Genomic DNA, 20,675 nt, shown 5'->3' on the forward strand with positions numbered 1-20,675 from the left:
ATTGTGCACGCAAGATGCATGTGTTAGCCCGGCGATATCCCGATGCCGAAGGAGCCCGCCATCATGCGAACGAGCTTGCGCACGCGCCTCGCCGGAGGCGGGCTGTCGGTCGGTCTGGCCGCCTGCATCGTCCGTACCGTCGAGATCGTCACGGTAACGCGCAGCTGCGGTTTCGATTTTCTGCTTGTCGACACCGAGCATGGGCCGATCGCGATCGGCGATGTCGCCTCGATCTGCGTGACCGCCTTCGAGGCCGGACTGCCCTGTCTGGTCAGGGTCGGCGGGCCGCATGCGCCCGATCTCGCTCGCGTGCTGGACTGCGGCGCGGAAGGCGTCGTCGTGCCCCATGTCGAGACGGTCGAGGAAGCCAGGCTGATCGTCGAGAAGTGCCGTTTCCTGCCGGCTGGCAAGCGCTCGCTGCCGAGCCCGCTGGTGCGGCTCGGCTTCCGCGTGCCGCCGGCCGCCGAGATGATGGCGCGGGTCGAGCAGGAAACGCTGGTCGTGCTGATGATCGAGAGCGCGCTCGGAATCGCCAACGCGGACGCGATCGCAGCCGTGCCCGGCGTCGATGTGCTGATGATCGGCGCCAACGATCTCGCCGCCGATATGGGCCATGTCGGCAATGTCGGACATCCCGAGGTGCATGCAGCTTTCGCGACCGTGGCGCGTGCGGCCCATGCCCATGGCAAGGTCTTCAGCGTGATCGGCGTCGGCGAGGCGCTGCTCGCCTCGCACGGGTTCGATCTCGGCGCGAAGCTGATCGTCGCCACCAACGACATCAACCTGCTGATCGACCAGGGTCTGGCGACGGCGGCGCGGGTTCGCGCGCTGCCCTGAAAGCTGCTTGCCGGAATGCGTTGACGGCCTGCCGCGTCGATGCGACCAATATACCGATTGTATGCAGTTTTTGAGCGTGCAGCCCGTTCCAGCCGGAGAGACGTCATGAGGTTCACGACCGCCGCCTGCCTGACCGTCGCTTATCTGTCCGTCGCCCTTGCCGCGCTGCTGCCGGGTCCGCTCGCCGCCAAGACGCTGCGCTGGTCCGCCCCGACCGACATCGCCACGCTCGATCCGTATGCACATACGGAGAGCTTCACCACCAGCATGCTGCACCACATCTTCGATCCGCTGGTGCGGCGCAGCCGGACGATGGAGCTGGAGCCGGCGCTGGCGACGAGCTGGAAGGCGGTCAAGCCCGATACCTGGCGCTTCGAGCTGCGCAGGAACGTGAAATTCCACAATGGCGACGCCTTCACCGCCGATGACGTCGTCGCCTCGATCACCCGCCTGATCGACCCGGCTTCGCGCGCCAAGGGCAATCTCTCGGCCGTGATCAAGGCCGAGAAGGTCGACGATTTCACCGTCGATCTCGTGACCAAGGGGCCGTATCCGCTGCTGCTGAACGACCTCGCCGGCATCTATATCATGGACAAGAAGTGGATGGAGGCGACCGGCTCGCTGAAGCCGGGCAACGCGTCGGCGGGTGTCGTCACGGCGGCGACGACCAGCGCGGTCGGCACGGGGCCGTTCAAGCTCGAATCCTACAAGCCCGACGCCGGCACGACCATGGTCGTGAACCCCGACTGGTGGGACAAGCCGCAGCACAACCTGACCCGGATCGAGTTCAAGCCGATCAAGTCCGACGCCACCCGCGTCGCCGCGCTGCTCTCGGGCGAGCTCGAACTGATAGCGCCCGCGCCGCTGCAGGATCTGGCGCGGATCGGCGCTGCCTCGGGTTTCAAGGTGATCGAGGAGCCGGCGCTGCGCCTGATCTTCCTCGGGCTGAACCACCGCCCCGAGCTGCTGGCGATGCCCGGCCAGAAGAACCCGATGCTCGACGTGAAGGTGCGCCAGGCGCTGTGGCAGGCGATCGACCTCGACACCATCCAGAAGCGGGTGATGCGCGGCAAATCCCGCAACACCGGCACGCTGGTGGCGCCGCCCGTGCCGGGCTATTCGGCCGAAGTCGACAAGCTGCTGGGCTATGATCCCGACAAGGCCAAGAAGCTTCTCGCGGAAGCCGGCTATCCCAACGGCTTCAAGACCGGGCTCGCCTGCTCCAACGACCGCTACATCAATGACGAGCAGATCTGTGTCGCGATCGCGGCGATGTGGACGAAGATCGGAGTGCAGACCGAACTCAAGACCGAGTCGCGCGCGACTTACTTTCCCAAGCTCGACAAGGGCGAGGTCGACGCGTTCATGCTGGGCTGGGCGACGCTGCCGCCAATGGACGGGTTCAGCGTGCTCTCGGCCCTGCTGACCGAGCCGAAGGAGGCCTATGGCGGCTCCAATCGCATGGGCTACGTCAACGCCCGGATCGAGGAGCTGACCAGGCTTTCGGCGGTCGAGCTAGACGAGACCAAACGCCGCGCCATGCTGGTCGAGGCGCTGCAGATCGCCAAGGACACGGTCGCATACATTCCGCTGCATCAGCAGCCGGTGGCCTGGGCGGCCCGCGCCGGGGTCGAGGTGCCGCAATTCCCCGACGAGTATGTGCGGCTCTGGTTTGCGCAGGTGAAGTGAGTGCAGCGTTCGCGCCGGCAAAAGGAAAGCCCTCATCCTGAGGAGCACCGCAGGTGCGTCCCGAAGGATGATCCAGAGATCACTGGAGCCTCCTTCGAGACGCCGCTTCGCGGCTCCTCAGGATGAGGGCTGGGGTGGCCCAATGCCGCTAGAGGCACAGAAGCAGGTTTGTTTGTGCGCGATGGAACAGCCTTGACGGATACCGCTCGATGCTGAGGCTTCTCCTCGCCCGGCTCGGCCAGGCGGCGCTGGTCATGCTCGCCGTCGCGGCGGTGTCCTTCGTGATGTTTCGCTTCGTCGGCGACCCCGTCGTCGGCATGGTGCGCGAGGACGCGAGCGTCCAGGAGAAGGCGGAGCTGCGACAGACGCTCGGGCTCGACCAGCCGGTAGTCGTGCAGTTCGGCCGGTTCGTCCTGCGCACGCTCAAGGGCGATCTCGGCGTCAGCTACCGCAACCAGCGCCCGGTCACGGAGCTGATCGCCGAGCGCCTGCCGGCGACGCTCGAACTCGTGCTGGTGGCGACGCTGCTTTCGCTATGTCTCGGCATTCCGCTGGGCGTGCTCTGCGCGCTGCGGCCGGACGGTATGGCGGCGCGGCTGGTGCAGGCGTCTCGCTGATCGGCATCTCGACGCCGACCTTCGTCACCGGCATCGTGCTGATCCTGGTCTTCGCGGTGACGCTGGGCTGGCTGCCGTCGTTCGGGCGCGGGCAGGTGGTGCAACTCGGCTGGTGGCCGACCGGCTTCCTGACCGCGTCGGGCTGGAAGGCGCTGCTGCTGCCCGGCGTCACGCTCGCGCTCTACCAGCTCACTTTGATCATGCGGCTGGTGCGCTCGGAGATGATCGACGTGCTCTCCAGCGACTATATCCGCTTCGCCCGGGCGCGCGGGCTGCCAAAACGACGGATCCACTTCACGCTTGCGCTGCGCAACGCGCTGATGCCGGTGATCACGGTGACGGGGCTGCAGATCGGCTCGCTGATCGCCTTCGCCATCGTCACCGAGACGGTGTTCCAGTGGCCCGGCATGGGACTGCTGTTCATCCAGGCCGTCAGCTTCTCCGATGTTCCGGTGATGGCCGCCTATCTGCTCTTCGTCGGGCTGCTCTTCGTGATCATCAACACCGCCGTCGATCTGCTCTACGGGCTGGTCGATCCGCGCCTGCGGGTGCGCGCGGGATGATGAAAGCGCTGCGCCGCGTCCCGGTCTCCGTGCTGCTGTCGGGCGCGCTCGCGCTTGCGATCATCGGCTGCGCGGCGCTGGCGTCCCATGTCGCGCCGTTCGACCCGACGAACCTGTCGAGCTTCAACCTGATCGACGCCGAAATCCCGCCGCGCTGGCTGCCGGACGGCGATGCGCGCTTCCTGCTCGGCACCGACAATCAGGGTCGCGACCTGTTCTCCGCGATGCTCTATGGCGCGCGGGTCTCGATCGCGATCGGCGGTGGCTCCGTGCTGGTCGCAGCCTTCGTCGGCGTCATGCTCGGCCTGGCTGCCGGCTATCTCGGCGGCTGGGTCGATGCGCTGATCATGCGCGTCGGCGACGTCATCCTGAGCTTTCCGACGATCCTGCTGGCGCTGCTGGTCGCCGGCATCGCGCGCAGCGTATTCCCTGGCGCCGGCACGGCGGAATGGGCGCCCTTCATCCTGATCGGTGCGATCTCGATCCATGAGTGGGTGCAATATGCCCGCACCGTGCGCGCCGCGACCATGGTCGAGAGCGCCCGCGACTATGTCCGGGCGGTCAAGGTCATCGGGCTTCCCTCGCACAGGATCATGCTGCGCCATATCCTGCCCAATGTGATGGGGCCGGTGCTGGTCATCGCCACGATCAATCTCGCCGGCGCGATCCTGACCGAGGCGACCCTGTCGTTTCTGGGCGTCGGCATGCCGCCGACCTATCCCTCGCTCGGCACGCTGATCCGGATCGGCAACGAATTCGTCTTCTCCGGCATCTGGTGGATCGCGCTGTTCCCGGCGCTCCTGCTGGTCGTGCTGGTGCTGGCGGTGAACGTCGTCGGCGACTGGCTGCGCGACCGCTTCAATCCCAAGCTCAGGGGGCGCTGATGGCGGTGCCCGCGCCCGTGCTGGAGATCGCCGATCTCAGGGTCGAGTTTCCCCTGGTCGAGGGCGGCGTCGTCACCGCCGTCGAGAGCGCGTCGCTCACCATCCGGCCCGGCGAAATCCATGCACTGGTCGGGGAATCGGGGGCAGGCAAGACCACGATCGGCAATGCCGTGCTCGGGCTGCTGGAGAAGCCGGGGCGGGTCGCCGGCGGCTCGATCCTGATCGAGGGCAAGCGCTTCGACCCAGAAGAACGCGGCGGCGAGATCAGGCTCGGGCGCGATATCGGCGCGGTCTTTCAGGATCCGATGACGAGCCTCAACCCGCTCTTCACGGTGGAGAGCCAGATCGTCGAGACGATCCGCGCCCATCTCCCGCTGGACCGCGCCGCCGCGCGGGCTCGCGCCCTGGACCTGCTCAGGGCCGTCGGTATCCCTGAGCCGGAGCGCAGGCTCCAGGCTTATCCGCACCAGCTCTCGGGCGGGCAGCGCCAGCGCGTGGTGATCGCCGCCGCGCTCGCCTGCAAGCCGCGATTGCTCGTCGCCGACGAGCCGACGACGGCGCTCGACGTCTCCGTTCAGGCGCAGATCCTCGAACTCCTGCGCCATCTTGCGGACACGCAGCGGATCGGCATCCTGCTGGTGACGCACAACATGGGCGTGGTCGCGCAGATCGCCGACCAGGTCACGATCATGCATCGCGGCAAGGTCGTCGAGAACGGTCCGGTGATCGAGGTGCTGCGGCGACCCAAGGCCGATTACGCGAAGGCGCTGATCGGGGCCGTGCCGCGCGTCGATGTGAGGCTTGACCGTTTCCCGATGCTCGATGGCGTCAACCAGCACAGGGCGGCTGCAGCGCGCGAGGCGCTGCGGGCGAAAGCTGGCCAAACCCACAGCCCTCATCCTGAGGAGGCCGCGTCAGCGGCCGTCTCGAAGGATGAGGGCTTGGGTGGGGGAGCGCCGCTGCTCGAGGTCGATGACCTTGTCGTGGAGTATGTCAGCGGCGGGTGGTTGCCGGGCGGCAAAGGCCAGCACTTCCGGGCGGTCGATCATGTCTCGTTTTCCATCCGGCAGGGCGAGGTCTTCGGGCTCGTCGGCGAATCCGGCTGCGGCAAGACCACCATCGCCAATGTCGTCGCCGGGCTGCGCAAGCCGAGCGCCGGCACCGTCTCGTTCAAGGGCAAGATCATCGCGGGCGAGGGGGCGACGGGCTGGAGAGGCCGGGTCCGGCGCGGCATCCAGATGATCTTCCAGGACCCGTATTCCTCGCTGAATGCACGGATGCGGATCGGCTCGATCCTGTCGGAGCCGATCCTGTTTTACGAGCTGGCGGCGACCAAGGCGCAGGCGCGCGACGATGTCGCCATGCTGATCGCGGCCGTGGGGCTCGAACCCGATGCTGCCCGGCGCTTTCCGCATGCGTTTTCAGGCGGGCAGCGCCAGCGGCTCTCGATCGCCCGCGCCTTGGGCGCGCGGCCGACTCTGATCGTCTGCGACGAGCCGACCTCCTCGCTCGACGTCTCCGTGCAGGCGCAGATCCTCAACCTGCTCAAGGATCTGCGCGACGCGACCGGGCTGACGCTGCTCCTGATCAGCCATGATCTCGCGGTGATCCGGCAGATGTGCGACCGGGTCGCGGTGATGAAGAGCGGGAAACTCGTCGAGGTCGCGGCCTCGGAGACGCTCTTCAACACACCGCAGCACGCCTATACACGCGAATTGCTCGCGCTGGCGCCAACGCTCGACCGTATTCGCGGCGAGCCGGCTTGAGACAATAAACGAACCCACCGGGAGATGCCTTCATGATCGACATTCTTATCGTCAACGGCACCGTCGTGACCATGGACGGCACGCGCCGCGTCATCGAGGACGGCGCGGTCGCCATCCGCGGCGATCGCATCGTCGCCGTCGGCACGACCGCCGAACTGCAGGCGGCCCATGAGGCGAAGACCATGATCGACGCCAGGGGCAAGCTCGTCATGCCCGGCCTGATCGACGGTCACGCCCATGCCGGGCATGGACTGATCAAGACCATGGGCGGCGGCCGAGGCGATCTCTGGTACGAGGCCTGCGGCACGGTCTACACGGTCGCCTCGACGCCGGAATTCTGGCGGGCGGAGGCGAGGCTTGCCGCGCTGGAGCGGCTGCGCTTCGGCGTCACCACCGGCGTCTCGCTGCTGGGCGGCGGCGACACCATCATGCGCTGCGATGAGCCCCCTTATGGCGATGCCCATTGCGAGGGCGTGCGCGAGGTCGGCACGCGTTCGGTCGTGGCGGTCGGCGCGACGCGCCCGCCCTTCCCGCGGACCTATGCCCGCTTCGAGAACGGCGTCGCGGTCGAGCGGCCGGTGACGTTCGAGGACCAGTTCTCGACCTGCGAGACGCTGATCGCGCGCTGGCATGGCGCCCATGGCGGCCGGCTCAACATCGCCCTGATCACGCCGACGCTGCGAGCCGAGCACGAGGCCTCGCTGAGCGCGTCGGATATGAGCGACGCCCGGGCGCAGGCGCAGCGTATGGCGGGGCTCGCGCGCGAAGCGAAACTCGTCTTCACGCAGGACGGCCACACCAGGGGCAGCGTCGCCTATGCCCATGCGCTGGGCGTGCTCGGCCCCAATGCGCTGCTCTCGCATGCGACGGCGCTGACCGACGAGGAGATCCGCATCGTCGCCGACACCGGCACCCATATCGCGCACAACCCGAGCGCGGTCGCCTCGATCATGGCGCGCTGCCCGGTGACGGAGCTGCTGGAGGCCGGCGCGAATGTCTGCCTCGGCTCGGACGCGACCGCGCCCGACCGCTCGGCCGACATGCTCCGGCACATGCAGCAATGCATGCACTACCACCGCACCTTCCATCACGATCCGAGCTGGCTGCCGCCTGGGCGCGTGCTGGAGATGTGCACGGTCGATGCGGCGAAGGCGCTCGGCATGGCCCATGAGATCGGCTCGCTCGAACCCGGCAAGAAGGCCGATGTCGTGCTGTTCGAGCTGCGCCGGCCGCATCTCTATCCGTTCAATATGCCGGTCTTCCGGCTGGTCTATTTCGCCAATGGCAACGACGTCGACACGGTGATCGTCGATGGCCGCATCGCCCTGCAGGATCGCAAGGCGATGTTCGTCGACGAGGACGAGGTGCTCGACGATGCGCAGGCCGAGACGGAAGCGATGCTGGAGCGCACCGGCTTTCGCTTCATGCTCGACACGCCCGCGACCTTCTGGGGCCATGTCCGGGCGACGGATCAGATCAGGAAGGCCTAACCAGCGAGCCAGCCGCCATCGACGCGCAAGGTCGAGCCGGTGGTGAAGCTCGCCTCGTCGCTGGCGAGAAACAAGGCGGCGCGCGCGACCTCCTCGGCAAGGCCGAGCCGGCCGAGCGGATGGCGCGCCACCGAGCGGGCGCGGGCAGCGTCGGGATCGGGCTGGCGGCCGAAGGAACGTGCCAGCAGCGGCGTCTCGATTGCGCCGGGGATCAGCGCGTTGACGCGGATGTTCTCGGGCGCGTGGTCGACCGCCATGGTCTGCATCAGGCTGACGACGCCGCCCTTGCTGGCGAGATAGGCGGCATTGGCCCGCCCGCCGGCGAAGGCGAGCTGCGAGCCGACCAGGATGATGGAACCGCTGCGGGCGGGCCGCATCGTCTTCAGCACGGCGCGGCTCCACAGGAACGAACCGGTGAGGTTGGTGCGCAGCACCGCCTCCCAGGTTTCGAGCGTGGTGTCGGGGACGCTGGTTCCGGCCGAAAACCCGGCGCAGGCGAGCAGGATGTCGATCCCGCCGAAGCGTGCGACGGCTGCGGCCGCGTGCGCTTCGACCGTCGCCTCGTCACCGACATCGCCGGTCAGCGCGATATGCTGCGCGCCCATCGCATCGAGCTCCGCGATCGCTCCGGCGAGCGCTGCCGCATCGCGATCGACCAGCGCCAGCGCCGCGCCTTCGGCTGCAAACAGCGCGCAGCTGGCGCGCCCGATGCCGGAGCCCGCGCCCGTGACGATCGCGGTCTTGCCTGAGAGCCTGCCTGCCATGAGTTTTGGGTGTCCGTATTGCCGTGGGGAGCGTCCGGCGAGCCAGTGTTAGAGAACAGGCCCCGGCAGCTCAACCAGCGTTGACGCTGCCCCCTGCATCGCCCGAAGGCGTTATGCTTTCGCCGTAGGCAGCGCGTCTGGAATTGAGCCTTGGCCCGCCCGGCACGGCGTGGTTACCTGCCGCTCCCGTTTCTGGCCGGATCAGCTTCATGTCGCCACGCATCGCCTTTGGCGGCTTCCTGCACGAGACCAACACCTTCGCGCCGAGCAAAGCGGGAATGGAGCAGTTCCTGCAGGGCGGCGGCTGGCCCGCGCTGGCGCGAGGCGAGGACATCTTCGCCGCCGTGCACGACGTCAATGTCGGCGCGGCCGGCTTCGTCGAGACCGCCAGATCGCTCGGCTGGGAGCTGGCGCCGACCTTGTGGTGCGCTGCCAGCCCGTCGGCCCATGTCACGGCGGAGGCGTTCGAGGCGCTGTTGACCGAGCTGGTCGCGGCGATCACGGCAGCGCTGCCGCTCGACGGAGTCTATCTCGACCTGCACGGCGCCATGGTCAGCGAGGCCTATCCCGATGGCGAGGGCGAGACGCTGCGGCGTGTCCGCGCTGCGATCGGTCCCGACATTCCGCTCGTCGCCAGCCTCGATCTGCATGGCAACATCACGCAGGCGATGATGGACGAAGCCGACGGGCTCGTCGCCTATCGCACCTATCCCCATATCGACATGGCGCAGACCGGCAGCCGCGCCACGACCTATCTGGCGACGCTGATCGGCACCAGGACGCGCCACGCAAAAGCCTTCCGGCAGATCCCTTACCTGATCCCGATCGCCTGGCAGGCGACGGCGATGGAGCCGTGCAAGACGATCTATCGCGAGCTTGCGGCGCTGGAGGGGCAGAGCGTGCCGACGCTCTCCTTCCTGCCCGGCTTCCCGGCCGCCGATTTCGCCGATTGCGGCGCGACCGTTCTGGCCTATGGCGTGACGCAAGCCGATGCCGACCGCGCGGCGGATGCGGTCTATGACCGCGTCATGGCGAGCGAGGCCGCCTTCAACGGCCAGGTGTTCACGCCCGATGCCGGCGTGCGGGAGGCGATGAAGCTGGCGGCGAGGGCGACGAAACCCGTCGTGATCGCCGATACACAGGACAATCCCGGCGCGGGCGGCGATTCCGACACGATGGGCATGGCGCGCGCGCTTGTGCGCAACGATGCCCAGCGCGCTGCGATCGGCGTCATCGTCGATCCCGCTGCGGCAAAGGCCGCCCATGACGCCGGCGTCGGCGCGACGATTACGCTCTCGCTCGGCGCAAAATCCGGCATTCCCGGCGATGCTCCGCTGGAAGGGGCCTTCGTGGTCGAGCACCTGTCGGACGGCCGCTTCGTCGCGCCGGGTCCGTTCTATGGCGGCTCGCGGATCAATCTGGGACCATCGGCCGCCTTGCGGATCGGTGGGGTGCGCATCGTCGTCGGCTCGCGCAAGGCGCAGATGGCCGATCAGGCGATGTATCGCCAGGTCGGGATCGAGCCGACGCAGCAGGCGATCCTGGTCAACAAGAGCTCGGTGCATTTCCGCGCCGATTTCGAGCCGATCGCGCAGGCGGTCCTGGTTTGCGCCGCGCCCGGCCCGATGCCGGTCGACCCGTCGGTGCTGCCGTGGAAGCATCTGCGCAAGGGCATCCGCACCGCGCCGCTCGGCCCCGTCTTCGGCTGAAGACCGCTTAATTTTTCAAGGAGATTTCACCCGTGCCGAGCCTTCCAGAAATCGACGCCTTCGCCGCCGAACTGCGCGCCATCCGCCAGGACATCCATGCCCATCCCGAGATCGGCTTCGAGGAGGTCCGGACATCGGCGATCGTCGCCGAGAAGCTGGCCTCCTGGGGCATCGCGGTGCATCGCGGCGTCGGCCAGACCGGCGTCGTCGGCATTCTCGAAGGCAAGGGCGGGCCGGGCAAGCGCATCGGCCTGCGCGCCGACATGGATGCGCTGCCGATGGACGAGACCACGAACCTGTCGTTCCGTTCGACCATTCCCGGGCGCTTCCATGGCTGCGGGCATGACGGCCACACCACGATGCTGCTCGGCGCGGCGCGCTATCTCGCCGAGAACCGGGACTTCACCGGCACGGCGGTGTTCGTCTTCCAGCCGGCCGAGGAGGGACTGGGCGGGGCACGCGCCATGCTTGCCGACAGGCTGTTCGAGCGTTTTCCCTGCGACGAGATCTACGGCCTGCACAACGCGCCCAACCTCGATGCCGGGCAGATCGCGGTGTTTCCTGGCCCGGCGATGGCGGGCGCGGATTTCTTCGACATCAAGATCACCGGCCGGGGCAGCCATGGCGCGATGCCGCAGGTCGGCCGCGACCCGGTGATCGTTGCGATCACGCTGGCCGCCGCGCTGCAGACCATCGTCAGCCGCAACGCCGATCCGCGCGAGGCGGCCGTGCTCTCGATCACGCAGATCCATGCCGGCTCGGCCTATAACGTCATTCCCAACGAGGCGGCGCTGGCCGGGACGATCCGGACCTTCTCGACCGAGGTCGCGACGCTGATCCGCGAACGCATGCGCGAGATCGCGGCGGGGCTCGCGATCAGCTTCGGCGTCGAGATCACCGTCGACATCCGCTCGATCTTCGATGTGCTGGTGAACCATCCCGAGCAGTCAGCGGCGGCAGCAGCGGTTGCGGCCGAGATCGTCGGCGAGGCCAATGTGCTGACCGAGGTCAAGCCGATCATGGGCAGCGAGGATTTCGCCGACATGCTGCGCGCGGTGCCCGGCGCCTATTGCTGGGTCGGCCATTCCGGCAACGTGCCGGTGCACAATCCGTCCTTCGTGCTGGGCGAGGAAATCCTGCCGGTCGGAGCGAGCCTGCTGGCGCGCCTCGTCGAAACCCGATTGGCGGCCTGAGCGATGTCGCACCAGACGCTGCCCCTCGACACCGATGCGATGCTGGCCGGCCTCAGGCGCTGGGTCGAATGCGAGAGCCCGACCTTCGACGTCGCGGCGGTAAACGGCATGATGGACCTCGCCGCCGCTGATATCGCGGCTGCAGGTGCGATCGTGACGCGTTTTCCAGGCCCGCCGGGGCTTGGCGATTGCGTCAGGGGCGATTTTCCCCATCCGCGCCAGGGCGAGCCGGGCATCCTGGTGATGTCGCATCTCGACACGGTGCATCCGGTCGGCACGCTCGGTGCGCTACCATTCCGGATCGAGGGTTCGCGCTGCTATGGGCCTGGCATCCTCGACATGAAGGGCGGCGCCTATGCCGGGCTGCAGGCGATCGTCGCGCTGGCCAGGGCCGGTATCGAGACGCCGCTGCCGGTCAGCGTGCTCTACACCAGCGACGAGGAGATCGGCAGCCCCGGCACGCGCGACCTGATCATGGAGCAGGCCGGACAGCATCGCTACATCCTGGTGCCGGAGCCCGGCCGCCCCGGCAACGGCGTCGTCACCGGCCGCTACGCCATCGCGCGCTTCAACCTCGTCGCGGAGGGCCGGCCAAGCCATGCCGGCTCGACGCTCAAGGACGGGCGCTCGGCGATCAACATGATGGCGCGCCAGCTCATCGCGATCGAGGAGATGACCGGCGACGACTGCACCTTCAGCGTCGGCGTGATCCATGGCGGGCAATGGGTCAATTGCGTCGCGACCTCATGCAGGGCGGAAGCCCTGAGCATGGCCAAGCGGCAGGCTGATCTCGACCGCGGCGTCGAGCGCATGCTGGCGCTCTCGGTCGAGCACGCCGACGGCACGCGCTTTACCGTGACGCGCGGCGTGACCCGGCCGGTCTGGGAGCCCGATGCGGAGACGCTGCGGCTTTTCGGCATCGCGCGCGGGATCGCCGGCGATCTCGGCGTCGATCTCAGCCATGCCTCGGCGGGCGGCGGCTCGGACGGCAACTTCACCGGGGCTGCCGGCATGCCGACGCTGGACGGACTCGGGCTGCTTGGGGCGGGCTACCATACGCTCGGCGAGTATATCGAGATCGACAGCCTGGCGCAGCGCTGCCGGCTGATGGCGGGCTTGCTGACGCGGCTCGAGGCGTGACACGATCTCATGCATGCACGCGGGAGCGGGTATGCGTCTGGCACGGCGCGTGCATTAATGCACGCGTCGGTTTGATTTGCGATCCGGGTGGAGGAGACAACACATGACGTTGCGCTGGAAGTCGTTCGCCGTTGCCGCCGCTCTGCTGGCTGGAAGCTCATTGGCTCCTCTGTCGCTCGCCCAGGCGCAGACGACGATGAAGGTCGTGATGCATTCCGACGTGAAGATCGTCGATCCGATCTGGACCACGGCCTATATCGTCCGCAACCACGGCTACATGATCTACGACACACTGTTTGCGCTGGACGAGAAGGGCGAGATCAAGCCGCAGATGGTCGATACCTTCACGGTGTCGGACGACAAGCTGACCTACAAATTCACCCTGCGCGACGGCCTGCTCTGGCATGACGGCAAACCGGTCACCTCCGAGGATTGCCTCGCCTCGATCAAGCGCTGGTCGGCGCGCGACCCGGTCGGCCAGAAGCTGATGACCTTCGTCGACGCGATGACGGCCGATGACGCCAAGAGCTTCACCGTCAAGCTGAAGTCGCCGACGGGACTTCTGACTTTCGGCCTCGCCAAGCCATCGTCCAACGTGCCGTTCATGATGCCCAAGCGCGTCGCCGACACCGACCCGAACACGCAGATTTCGGAGTTCATCGGCTCGGGGCCCTTCGTCCTGAAGACCGACGAATGGAAGCCCGGCGACAAGATCGTCTATACCAAGTTCAAGGACTACAAGCCGCGCTCCGAGCCGGCCTCGGGGTTTTCCGGCGGAAAGGTCGCCAAGATCGACCGCATCGAATGGCTCGCGATTTCGGACCAGCAGCAGGCGGTCAACGCCCTGCTGGCGGGCGAGATCGACATGATCGAGCAGCCCTCCTTCGACCTGATCCCGCTGCTCAAGGCCGACAAGTCGATCAAGCTGGTCGACTACAATCCGCTCGGCCTGCAATACACGCTGCGGCCAAACCACACGATCAAGCCCTTCGACAACCCCAAGATCCGGCAGGCGCTGACCTATGCGCTGAACCAGAAGGACTTCCTCGACGCGGTCGTCGGCAATCCCGACTACTATAAGGTCTGCAAGGCGATGTTCATCTGCGGATCGCCGATGGCGACCGAGAAGGGCATGGAAGGATTGCTCGAATCGAACTTCAAGAAATCGCAGGAACTGCTGAAGGAGGCCGGCTATGACGGCACGCCGGTCGTGCTGTTGCACTCGACCGACCTGCAGTCGCTGACCAATCTCGCGCCCGTCGCCAAGCAGCTGATGGAGAAGGGCGGCTTCAAGGTCGACATGCAGTCCTCCGACTGGCAGTCGGTCGTGGCCCGCCGCGTGCGCAAGACACCCGTCGCGGATGGCGGCTGGAACGCCATGCTGACCGCCTGGGTCTCGGCCGACGTGCTCAATCCGGTGATGGCCGGCTTCGTCAATGCGAGCTGCGACAAGGCTGCATTCGGCTGGCCTTGCGACGCCGAGATGGAGAAGCTGCGCGACGACTTCGCTAGGGAGCCCGATCCGGTCAAGCAGAAGGCGATCGTCGAGGCCGTGCAGATGCGCTGGCGCGAGGTGGTGACCCATGTCCATCTCGGCCAGTATTTCACGCCGATCGCGACGACCTCGAAGATCAGCGGCATCCTGAGCGCGGCTGCCCCGGTGTTCTGGAACGTCGAGAAGAAGTAAGCCGCTTACACGGTTCCCGGCATCATGCTCGGCTACATCCTGCGACGCCTGCTCGCGACGATCCCCGTTCTGGTGATCGTCGCGGTGCTGGTCTTCCTCATGCTGCGGCTGACGCCGGGCGACCCAGCCGCCGTGATCGCCGGCGACAACGCCTCGACGCAACAGATCGAGGCGATTCGCGGCAAGCTCGGGCTCGACAAGCCGATCGTCACCCAGTTCGGGATCTGGGCGGGCAATCTGCTGCAGGGCAATCTCGGCGAGAGCTTCTTCTTTAAGAAGAGTATCGGCGAACTGATCCTGGGGCGGATCGAGCCGACCCTGTCGCTCGCCTTCGCGACCATGCTGATCGCGATCTGCGTCGCGATCCCGCTCGGCGTGCTCGCTGCCTACAAGCACGGCTCGTGGATCGACCGGGTCGTGATGGGCTTCTCGGTGCTGGGTTTCTCGGTGCCGGTCTTCGTGATCGGCTATCTGCTGATCTATGTCTTCGCGATCACGCTGGGCTGGTTTCCCGTTCAGGGCTATCAACCCCTGTCGGGCGGCTTCGGCGGCTTCCTCCAGCGCCTAGTCCTGCCGGCCGTCACATTGTCGGTGATCTACATCGCGCTGATCGCGCGGATGACGCGGGCCAGCGTGCTCGAGGTGCTGAGCGAGGACTATATCCGCACGGCGCGCGCCAAGGGGCAGGTCGAGCGCAAGATCCTGTTCCGGCATGCGCTGAAGAACGCCGCCGTGCCGATCGTCACCGTGGTCGGCATCGGCATCGCGCTGCTGATCGGGGGCGTCGTCGTCACCGAAAGCGTTTTTGCGATTCCGGGCCTCGGCCGCCTGACCGTCGATGCCGTGCTGGCGCGCGACTACCCGACGATCCAGGCCGTGATCCTGCTGTTCTCCGGGGTCTATGTCGGGATCAATCTCGCCATCGACCTCGCCTATTGCCTGTTCGATCCGAGGATCAAATATTGAGCGCCGAACCTGCCCTGATCGCACCCGTCGTGCCGGAACTCGCGCGCCCGAATGCAGGCGCGGCGCGTCGGCTTGCGCGCAATCCGGCGGTGCTGATCGGCGGAACTGTGCTTCTCGTCATGGCGCTGATCGGCCTGCTCGCGCCGTTCCTCGGCACGCTCGATCCAGCCGCGATCAACCCCAGCGCCCGCAACCGGGTGCCCGGCGTCGAGCGCACGATCCGCGCCGATGACGGCTCGACCACAGTGTTCAAGCATCGGATGGGCACGGATTCGCTCGGGCGCGACGTCTACAGTCGCGTCGTCTATGGCGCGCGCGTCTCGCTGCTGATCGCGGTTTCCGTGGCCGCCGTCAGCATCTCGATCGGACTGTTTCTGGGATTGATAGCCGGCTATGTCCGCCCGCTCGACGCCGTCATCATGCGTTTCATGGACGGGCTGATGGCGATCCCGGCGATCCTGCTCGCCATCGCAGTGGTCTCGCTGTTCCGCGCCGGGCTCGTGGCGGTGATCGTGGCGATCATCGTGCCGGAAATTCCGCGCGTGGTCCGGCTCGTGCGCTCGATCGTGCTGTCGGTGCGCGAGGAGCCCTATGTCGAGGCGGCGATCATGCAGGGCACGCGGCTTCCGGCCCTGATGGTGCGCCATATCCTGCCCAACACCATCGCGCCGCTGATCGTGCAGGGCACCTTCATCGCGGCGTCGGCGATTCTGGTCGAGGCGATCTTGTCCTTTCTCGGCATCGGCATCCCGCCGGAAATCCCGACCTGGGGCAACATCATGGCCGAGGGGCGCAACGTCTTCCGCGTCTTCCCGCACAACATCCTGTATCCCGGCATCTTTCTCGGGCTGACCGTGCTGGCGGTGAACATGCTCGGCGACGGTCTGCGCGATACGCTCGACCCCAAGATGGCCGGCCGATGAGCGAGGCTGCGTCCCCGGTCCTGTCGGTCAAGGGCCTCTCGATCAGACTGCCCGGCGGCGGCGACCGCGCCCACGCCGTCGAGAATGTTTCCTTCGACGTCGCGCCTGGCGAGATCGTCTGCGTCGTCGGCGAATCCGGTTCCGGCAAATCCGTTACAGCCTTTTCGGTGATGGGGCTGCTGGCGAATGTACTGCGCCCGGTCGCCGGAGAAATCCTGCTTGAGGGCGAGGACGTGCTGGCGGCGAGCCCGCAGCGGCTGCGCGCCTTGCGCGGGGCGCGCATGGCGATGATCTTCCAGGAACCGATGACGGCGCTGAACCCGGTTCTGACGATCGGCGACCAGATCGAGGAAGTCCTGCGCATCCACACCGAACTCGACGCGGCCGAGCGCCGCGCCAAGGTGCTGGGCATCATGGCCGACATGCGCCTGCCCGACCCCGAGCGCATCCACGCCTCCTATCCCCATCAGGTCTCGGGCGGGCAGCGCCAGCGCATCATGATCGCGGCCGCACTGATCCTCGATCCGGCGCTGCTGATCGCCGACGAGCCGACGACGGCGCTCGACGTGACCACGCAGGCGCAGATCCTCCGGCTGATCAAGGATTTGCAGGGGCGGCGCGGCACCGGCGTGCTGTTCATCACCCATGATTTCGGCGTGGTCGCCGAGATTGCCGACCGTGTCGTGGTGATGGAGAAGGGCTTGGTCGTCGAGCAGGGCAGCGCCGAGCAGATCCTGCGGCGGCCGGAGCATCCCTATACCCGCATGCTGATCGGCGCGGTGCCTAGCCTGAAGCCGGCGCAGCGCAAGCCTGCGACCGGGGCTGTCGCGCTCGAAGCCGTCGGGCTGGGCAAGACCTACAGCTCCAAGAGCCTGTTCTCGAAGGAGCGCGTGGTCCATGCCGCGCGCGATGTCGATCTCAAGGTGCGTCGCGGTGAGACCGTCGGCATCGTCGGCGAATCCGGCTCAGGCAAGACCACGGTGGCGCGCTGCATCGCCCGGCTGATGCCGCCGACGCAAGGCGCGATCCTTGTCCCCGACATCGACATTGCAGGTTTGTCCGAGCGTCGACTGCGCCCCTATCGCCGCAAGATTCAGGTCGTGTTCCAGGACCCGTACCGTTCCCTCAATCCGCGCCGGACGGTCGGCGATTCCATTGTCGAGGGGCCGTGCAATTTCGGCATGACGCGGACCGCGGCGCTGGAGCGCGCCCGCGACCTGATGAGCCTCGTGGGCCTGCAGCCCCATGCGCTCGACCGCTATCCGCACCAGTTCTCCGGCGGGCAGCGCCAGCGCGTCGCGATCGCGCGGGCTCTGGCGATGGAGCCGGAAATCCTGATCGCCGACGAGGCGGTCTCGGCGCTCGACGTCTCCGTGCAGAAGCAGGTGCTGGCGCTGTTGGCGGATGTGCAGGAGCGCTTCAACCTGGCGATCCTGTTCATCACCCATGATCTGCGCGTCGCGGCCCAGATCTGCGACCGGATCGTGGTGATGGAGAAGGGCGTCATCGTCGAGCAGGGCGAGACGGCGCAGGTCTTCTCCGCGCCGGCGCATGCCTATACGCGCGCGCTGATCGAGGCCGCGCCCGGCCGCGAATTCGGGATCGGCGCGGCCTGAAGCTCAGCCCTGTTCGAAGCGCAAATTGACGCCGCCGGCCGCGCTCGCCGCCACGACGAGCGCACCTGCCTGTTCCGTGAACGGCACGCCATTGCCCGCAAGCGTGCTGCGGCAGGCGTCGAGGTTTCCGACGCGATAGGCGATGCCGAGGCCGCGCGTCTGCCCGGCCGTCATCGATTGGCCGAAACGCGCCTTGGCGACATCGTCGCGGATCAGTTCGATCCGGTGCGGACCGGTCGCCATCATCACGCCATCAGGCGTTTCCTCGACGCCGAGCACGGGAACCACCCGCCGCCATTGCGCAGCCGCCCCGGCAGGGTCGGCGCAGGCGAGCGTGACCCGGTCGATCGCATTTGCGGTGTTGGCGTGGTCCATCAGCTCGGGCAGCCAGACGGCGTCGCGTGTCGGCTGACTGCAGACGAAGATGCGCACGCCGGTCTGCGGTACCTCGGGCAGTGACACCACCTGGAAGCGCGCCTCCATCCTGACGCCGTCGGCGCGGATGACCTCGCGCGAGAAATCGATCGCCTCCTTCGGCGACAGGCCCTGCGCCTGCCAATGGGCGTAGGCGCCGGCAGGATCCTGCGTCGTCAGCGCGACGCCGGCGACGCCGCCGCCCTCGTCGAGCGCCTGCCGCCAGCGCGCATTGCGCTCCGTCGGTGCGAGCACGCTGAGCAGCTCGAAGTAGTCGCGCTGCAGCATGATCGTGTGGTTCGCGCTGCCCATCGCGGCGCTGTGCACGCCCTTGGGCGAGAGCGTGAAGCCGAGCCTGCGAAAGGTCGCGGCATCGCGGTCGAGATCGTCGACGACGATGATGACGTGGTCGATGCAACCGATCGCGGCGCTGGGGGTCGGTGTGGTCATGGTCCGTGGTCCTTACAGGGTCGAATAGCTGCCGCGCCCGACGGCGACGAGCCGTCCGGCATCATCGCTTACCTCGATATCGACGACGCCGACCGATTTGCCGGCGCGCAAAGTCCGCGCCTTTGCGGTCAGGGCGGTGTCGATCGCCGGGCGGAGATAGTCGATCCGCAGGTTGATCGTCGGGATGCCGCGCCCGAGCGTTGCAATCAGCGCGAAATCGCCGGCGATGTCGACCAGCGCCGCGATCGGGCCACCATGCCATTGCCGCGTGCCCGCGCCGCGCTCGTAGCCGTCATGCCAGGGCGCGCGGATGGTGACCGCGCCGATCTCCGCGTCATGGTCGAGCAGTTCCATGGCGAGGAAGCCGTGAAAGCCGCCGCCGCCGAGTTTCTCGCGCAAGAGCGCGCCGATATCGCTCGTGTCGGTCATGGCCAATCTCCTTAGCCACGCTCGCCCGCCGCCCGGCGCGCCTCGGCCAGCGTCTGCGCTTCTTGCGTCAGCCTGCGCCGGTCGGGCTTGTTGGTGGCGGCCAGCGGGATCGCGTCGCGGAATTCGACGAAGCGGGGATGCGCGAAGGCGGGGCCATTGGCGATGGTGAAGGCCTTGATCGCGGCTTCGCTTGCCTCGGCGCCGGCCTGCCTGACGACGAAGGCGAAGGGCAGGGTGCCCTTGATCTCGTCGGGCACCGGCACGACGGCGGCTTGCAGCACGCCGGGCGCGCGCTCGATCAGCTTCTCGACCTCGCCCGGCCAGACATTCTCGCCGCCGACCACGAACATGTCGTCGGCGCGGCCGAGGAAGTGGAAGAAACCGTTTTCGTCGCGGCGCATGATGTCGCCGGAGCGATACCAGCCATCGATCAGCACTTCGGCGGTCTTGGCAGGCAGGTTGTTGTAGCCCTCCATCAGCATCGGGCTCTTCATATAGAGCACGCCCTCTTCGGTTGAGGGGCCTTCGCGCAGTTCCGACAGCGCGCCGGGCACGGGGTAGCCGCAGGCGGTCGCAGGCCGCGGCAACCCGTCGGGATGAGGCCCGAAGGGGGCGGGGCCAGCCTCGGTGGTGCCATAGCTGTTGTTGATGACGGCCTTTGGGAAAAGCGCCTGGACCTTGTCGACCAACCCTTGCGTCAGCGGGGCCGAGCCCATGGTGACATTGGTGACGGATGAGAAATCGAGCCCGCCGATCAACTCGCGCTCCTTGGCGACCAGCGCCAGCATGGTCGGCACCGAGGTCAGCCAGGTCACCCTGTAGCGCTGGATCGCCTTCGCATAGGCTTTCGCCTCGAAAGCCGGCAGCAGCACGATGCTCGCGCCAGAGGCGAGCGCGCCCTTGATGCTGATCGTCGCGTTCATGTGGAACATCGGCGCGCCGACGATGTAGCGATGATGCGAGCGGTCGCCATAGAGCGTCTGGCTCGTCGCGATCGACCAGCTTTGCGACTCGTGCGAGAGCAGCACGCCCTTGGGTTTGCCCGTCGAACCGGAGGTATAGAGGATCATGGCGAGATCGCGCCCGCGCGGCTCGACCGTCTCGAACGGCCCGGGATCGAGCAGCGCGGCATAGCCGTCGGCAGCGTCGAAATCGATGCCGATCACGCCGTTGGGGACGAGGTCGGCCCGTTCGCGGTCATGGAAGACGGCGCGCAGATCGGCGTCAGCGACGATGTAGTCGACCGTCTCGCGCGCCAGCTTGAACGAGATCGGCACGGCGACGAGCCCGGCGCGCATGATGCCGAAATAGGCCGCCAGCAGAGAAATCGAGTTCAGCGCCATGATGCCGACGCGGTCTCCGGGCTTCAGCCCGCGCTTCAGCAATCCGCGCGCGACGGCGTCGCATTCGGCGTCGAAAGCGGCGTAGCCGATCTCGCGGGGGGCTTCGGGCTTCGCGAGGTCGATGATCGCAATCTTGTCGGGGGCGCGGGCGGCGTCGAAGCCGCGGCCGAGATTGCGGGAGGGCAGGGTCATGGC

The 20,675-nt window shown here is 67.3% G+C and carries 16 protein-coding genes and 1 pseudogene; 13 read left to right on the top strand and 4 right to left on the bottom strand.

The window, feature by feature from the left end:
• Nucleotides 1-63 precede the first annotated feature (63 nt).
• From AC1DZY_RS07760 to AC1DZY_RS07785, 6 genes and pseudogenes are all read left to right on the top strand, one after another.
• Nucleotides 64-837 carry an HpcH/HpaI aldolase family protein gene (locus AC1DZY_RS07760; RefSeq protein ID WP_476819521.1) on the top strand — a complete coding sequence of 258 codons (774 nt, stop codon included), beginning with the start codon at nucleotides 64-66 and terminating at the stop codon, nucleotides 835-837.
• Between the two features lie 105 nt (nucleotides 838-942).
• The gene (locus tag AC1DZY_RS07765) at nucleotides 943-2,526 is read left to right on the top strand and encodes an ABC transporter substrate-binding protein (protein WP_476819522.1); all 1,584 of its coding nucleotides are present in this window, start codon (nucleotides 943-945) and stop codon (nucleotides 2,524-2,526) included.
• Nucleotides 2,527-2,735: 209 nt separating this feature from the next.
• Nucleotides 2,736-3,706 (top strand): annotated as a pseudogene (locus tag AC1DZY_RS07770) (ABC transporter permease).
• Nucleotides 3,703-4,590 carry an ABC transporter permease gene (locus tag AC1DZY_RS07775; protein WP_476819523.1) on the top strand — a complete coding sequence of 296 codons (888 nt, stop codon included), beginning with the start codon at nucleotides 3,703-3,705 and terminating at the stop codon, nucleotides 4,588-4,590. Before AC1DZY_RS07770 ends, AC1DZY_RS07775 begins: the two are co-directional and overlap by 4 nt.
• Nucleotides 4,587-6,356, top strand: a complete 1,770-nt coding sequence (locus AC1DZY_RS07780; RefSeq protein ID WP_476819738.1) for a dipeptide ABC transporter ATP-binding protein — start codon at nucleotides 4,587-4,589, stop codon at nucleotides 6,354-6,356. Before AC1DZY_RS07775 ends, AC1DZY_RS07780 begins: the two co-directional genes overlap by 4 nt.
• A gap of 32 nt (nucleotides 6,357-6,388) precedes the next feature.
• On the top strand, nucleotides 6,389-7,846 hold the full coding sequence (locus AC1DZY_RS07785; protein WP_476819524.1) for an amidohydrolase family protein: 1,458 nt from the start codon (nucleotides 6,389-6,391) through the stop codon (nucleotides 7,844-7,846).
• On the opposite strand, the gene AC1DZY_RS07790 is transcribed toward AC1DZY_RS07785, so the two are convergent.
• Nucleotides 7,843-8,610 carry a glucose 1-dehydrogenase gene (locus AC1DZY_RS07790; protein ID WP_476819525.1) on the bottom strand — a complete coding sequence of 256 codons (768 nt, stop codon included), beginning with the start codon at nucleotides 8,608-8,610 and terminating at the stop codon, nucleotides 7,843-7,845. The genes AC1DZY_RS07785 and AC1DZY_RS07790 overlap by 4 nt on opposite strands.
• Before the next feature lie 209 nt (nucleotides 8,611-8,819).
• On the opposite strand from AC1DZY_RS07790, the gene AC1DZY_RS07795 reads away from it, so the two are divergent.
• The 7 genes from AC1DZY_RS07795 to AC1DZY_RS07825 all read left to right on the top strand — a co-directional run bounded on the left by AC1DZY_RS07795 (nucleotide 8,820) and on the right by AC1DZY_RS07825 (nucleotide 17,844).
• Nucleotides 8,820-10,319 (top strand): M81 family metallopeptidase, encoded by a 1,500-nt coding sequence (locus tag AC1DZY_RS07795; RefSeq protein WP_476819526.1) that lies wholly within the window; start codon nucleotides 8,820-8,822, stop codon nucleotides 10,317-10,319.
• Nucleotides 10,320-10,351: 32 nt separating this feature from the next.
• Nucleotides 10,352-11,512, top strand: a complete 1,161-nt coding sequence (locus AC1DZY_RS07800; RefSeq protein WP_476819527.1) for a M20 aminoacylase family protein — start codon at nucleotides 10,352-10,354, stop codon at nucleotides 11,510-11,512.
• Nucleotides 11,513-11,515: 3 nt separating this feature from the next.
• The gene (locus tag AC1DZY_RS07805; RefSeq protein WP_476819528.1) at nucleotides 11,516-12,652 is read left to right on the top strand and encodes a M20/M25/M40 family metallo-hydrolase; all 1,137 of its coding nucleotides are present in this window, start codon (nucleotides 11,516-11,518) and stop codon (nucleotides 12,650-12,652) included.
• A 103-nt stretch (nucleotides 12,653-12,755) separates the two neighbouring features.
• The gene (locus AC1DZY_RS07810) at nucleotides 12,756-14,339 is read left to right on the top strand and encodes an ABC transporter substrate-binding protein (RefSeq protein ID WP_476819529.1); all 1,584 of its coding nucleotides are present in this window, start codon (nucleotides 12,756-12,758) and stop codon (nucleotides 14,337-14,339) included.
• A gap of 24 nt (nucleotides 14,340-14,363) precedes the next feature.
• A complete protein-coding gene (locus AC1DZY_RS07815) occupies nucleotides 14,364-15,305 on the top strand; it encodes an ABC transporter permease (protein ID WP_476819530.1) in 942 nt (313 codons plus the stop codon).
• Nucleotides 15,306-15,334: 29 nt separating this feature from the next.
• The gene (locus tag AC1DZY_RS07820; RefSeq protein ID WP_476819739.1) at nucleotides 15,335-16,228 is read left to right on the top strand and encodes an ABC transporter permease; all 894 of its coding nucleotides are present in this window, start codon (nucleotides 15,335-15,337) and stop codon (nucleotides 16,226-16,228) included.
• Complete coding sequence (locus tag AC1DZY_RS07825; RefSeq protein WP_476819531.1) at nucleotides 16,225-17,844, top strand: ABC transporter ATP-binding protein; 1,620 nt, start codon at nucleotides 16,225-16,227, stop codon at nucleotides 17,842-17,844. Before AC1DZY_RS07820 ends, AC1DZY_RS07825 begins: the two co-directional genes overlap by 4 nt.
• A gap of 3 nt (nucleotides 17,845-17,847) precedes the next feature.
• On the opposite strand, the gene AC1DZY_RS07830 is transcribed toward AC1DZY_RS07825, so the two are convergent.
• The 3 genes from AC1DZY_RS07830 to AC1DZY_RS07840 are packed head-to-tail and all read right to left on the bottom strand — an operon-like array spanning nucleotide 17,848 to nucleotide 20,672.
• Entirely contained in the window at nucleotides 17,848-18,708 is an 861-nt protein-coding gene (locus AC1DZY_RS07830) for a VOC family protein (RefSeq protein WP_476819532.1), read from the bottom strand.
• Between the two features lie 12 nt (nucleotides 18,709-18,720).
• Complete coding sequence (locus AC1DZY_RS07835; RefSeq protein ID WP_476819533.1) at nucleotides 18,721-19,137, bottom strand: PaaI family thioesterase; 417 nt, start codon at nucleotides 19,135-19,137, stop codon at nucleotides 18,721-18,723.
• 11 nt (nucleotides 19,138-19,148) lie between these two features.
• A complete protein-coding gene (locus AC1DZY_RS07840) occupies nucleotides 19,149-20,672 on the bottom strand; it encodes a class I adenylate-forming enzyme family protein (protein WP_476819534.1) in 1,524 nt (507 codons plus the stop codon).
• Nucleotides 20,673-20,675 lie beyond the last annotated feature (3 nt).

The organism is Allobosea sp. P2_A10 (genome assembly GCF_056405115.1).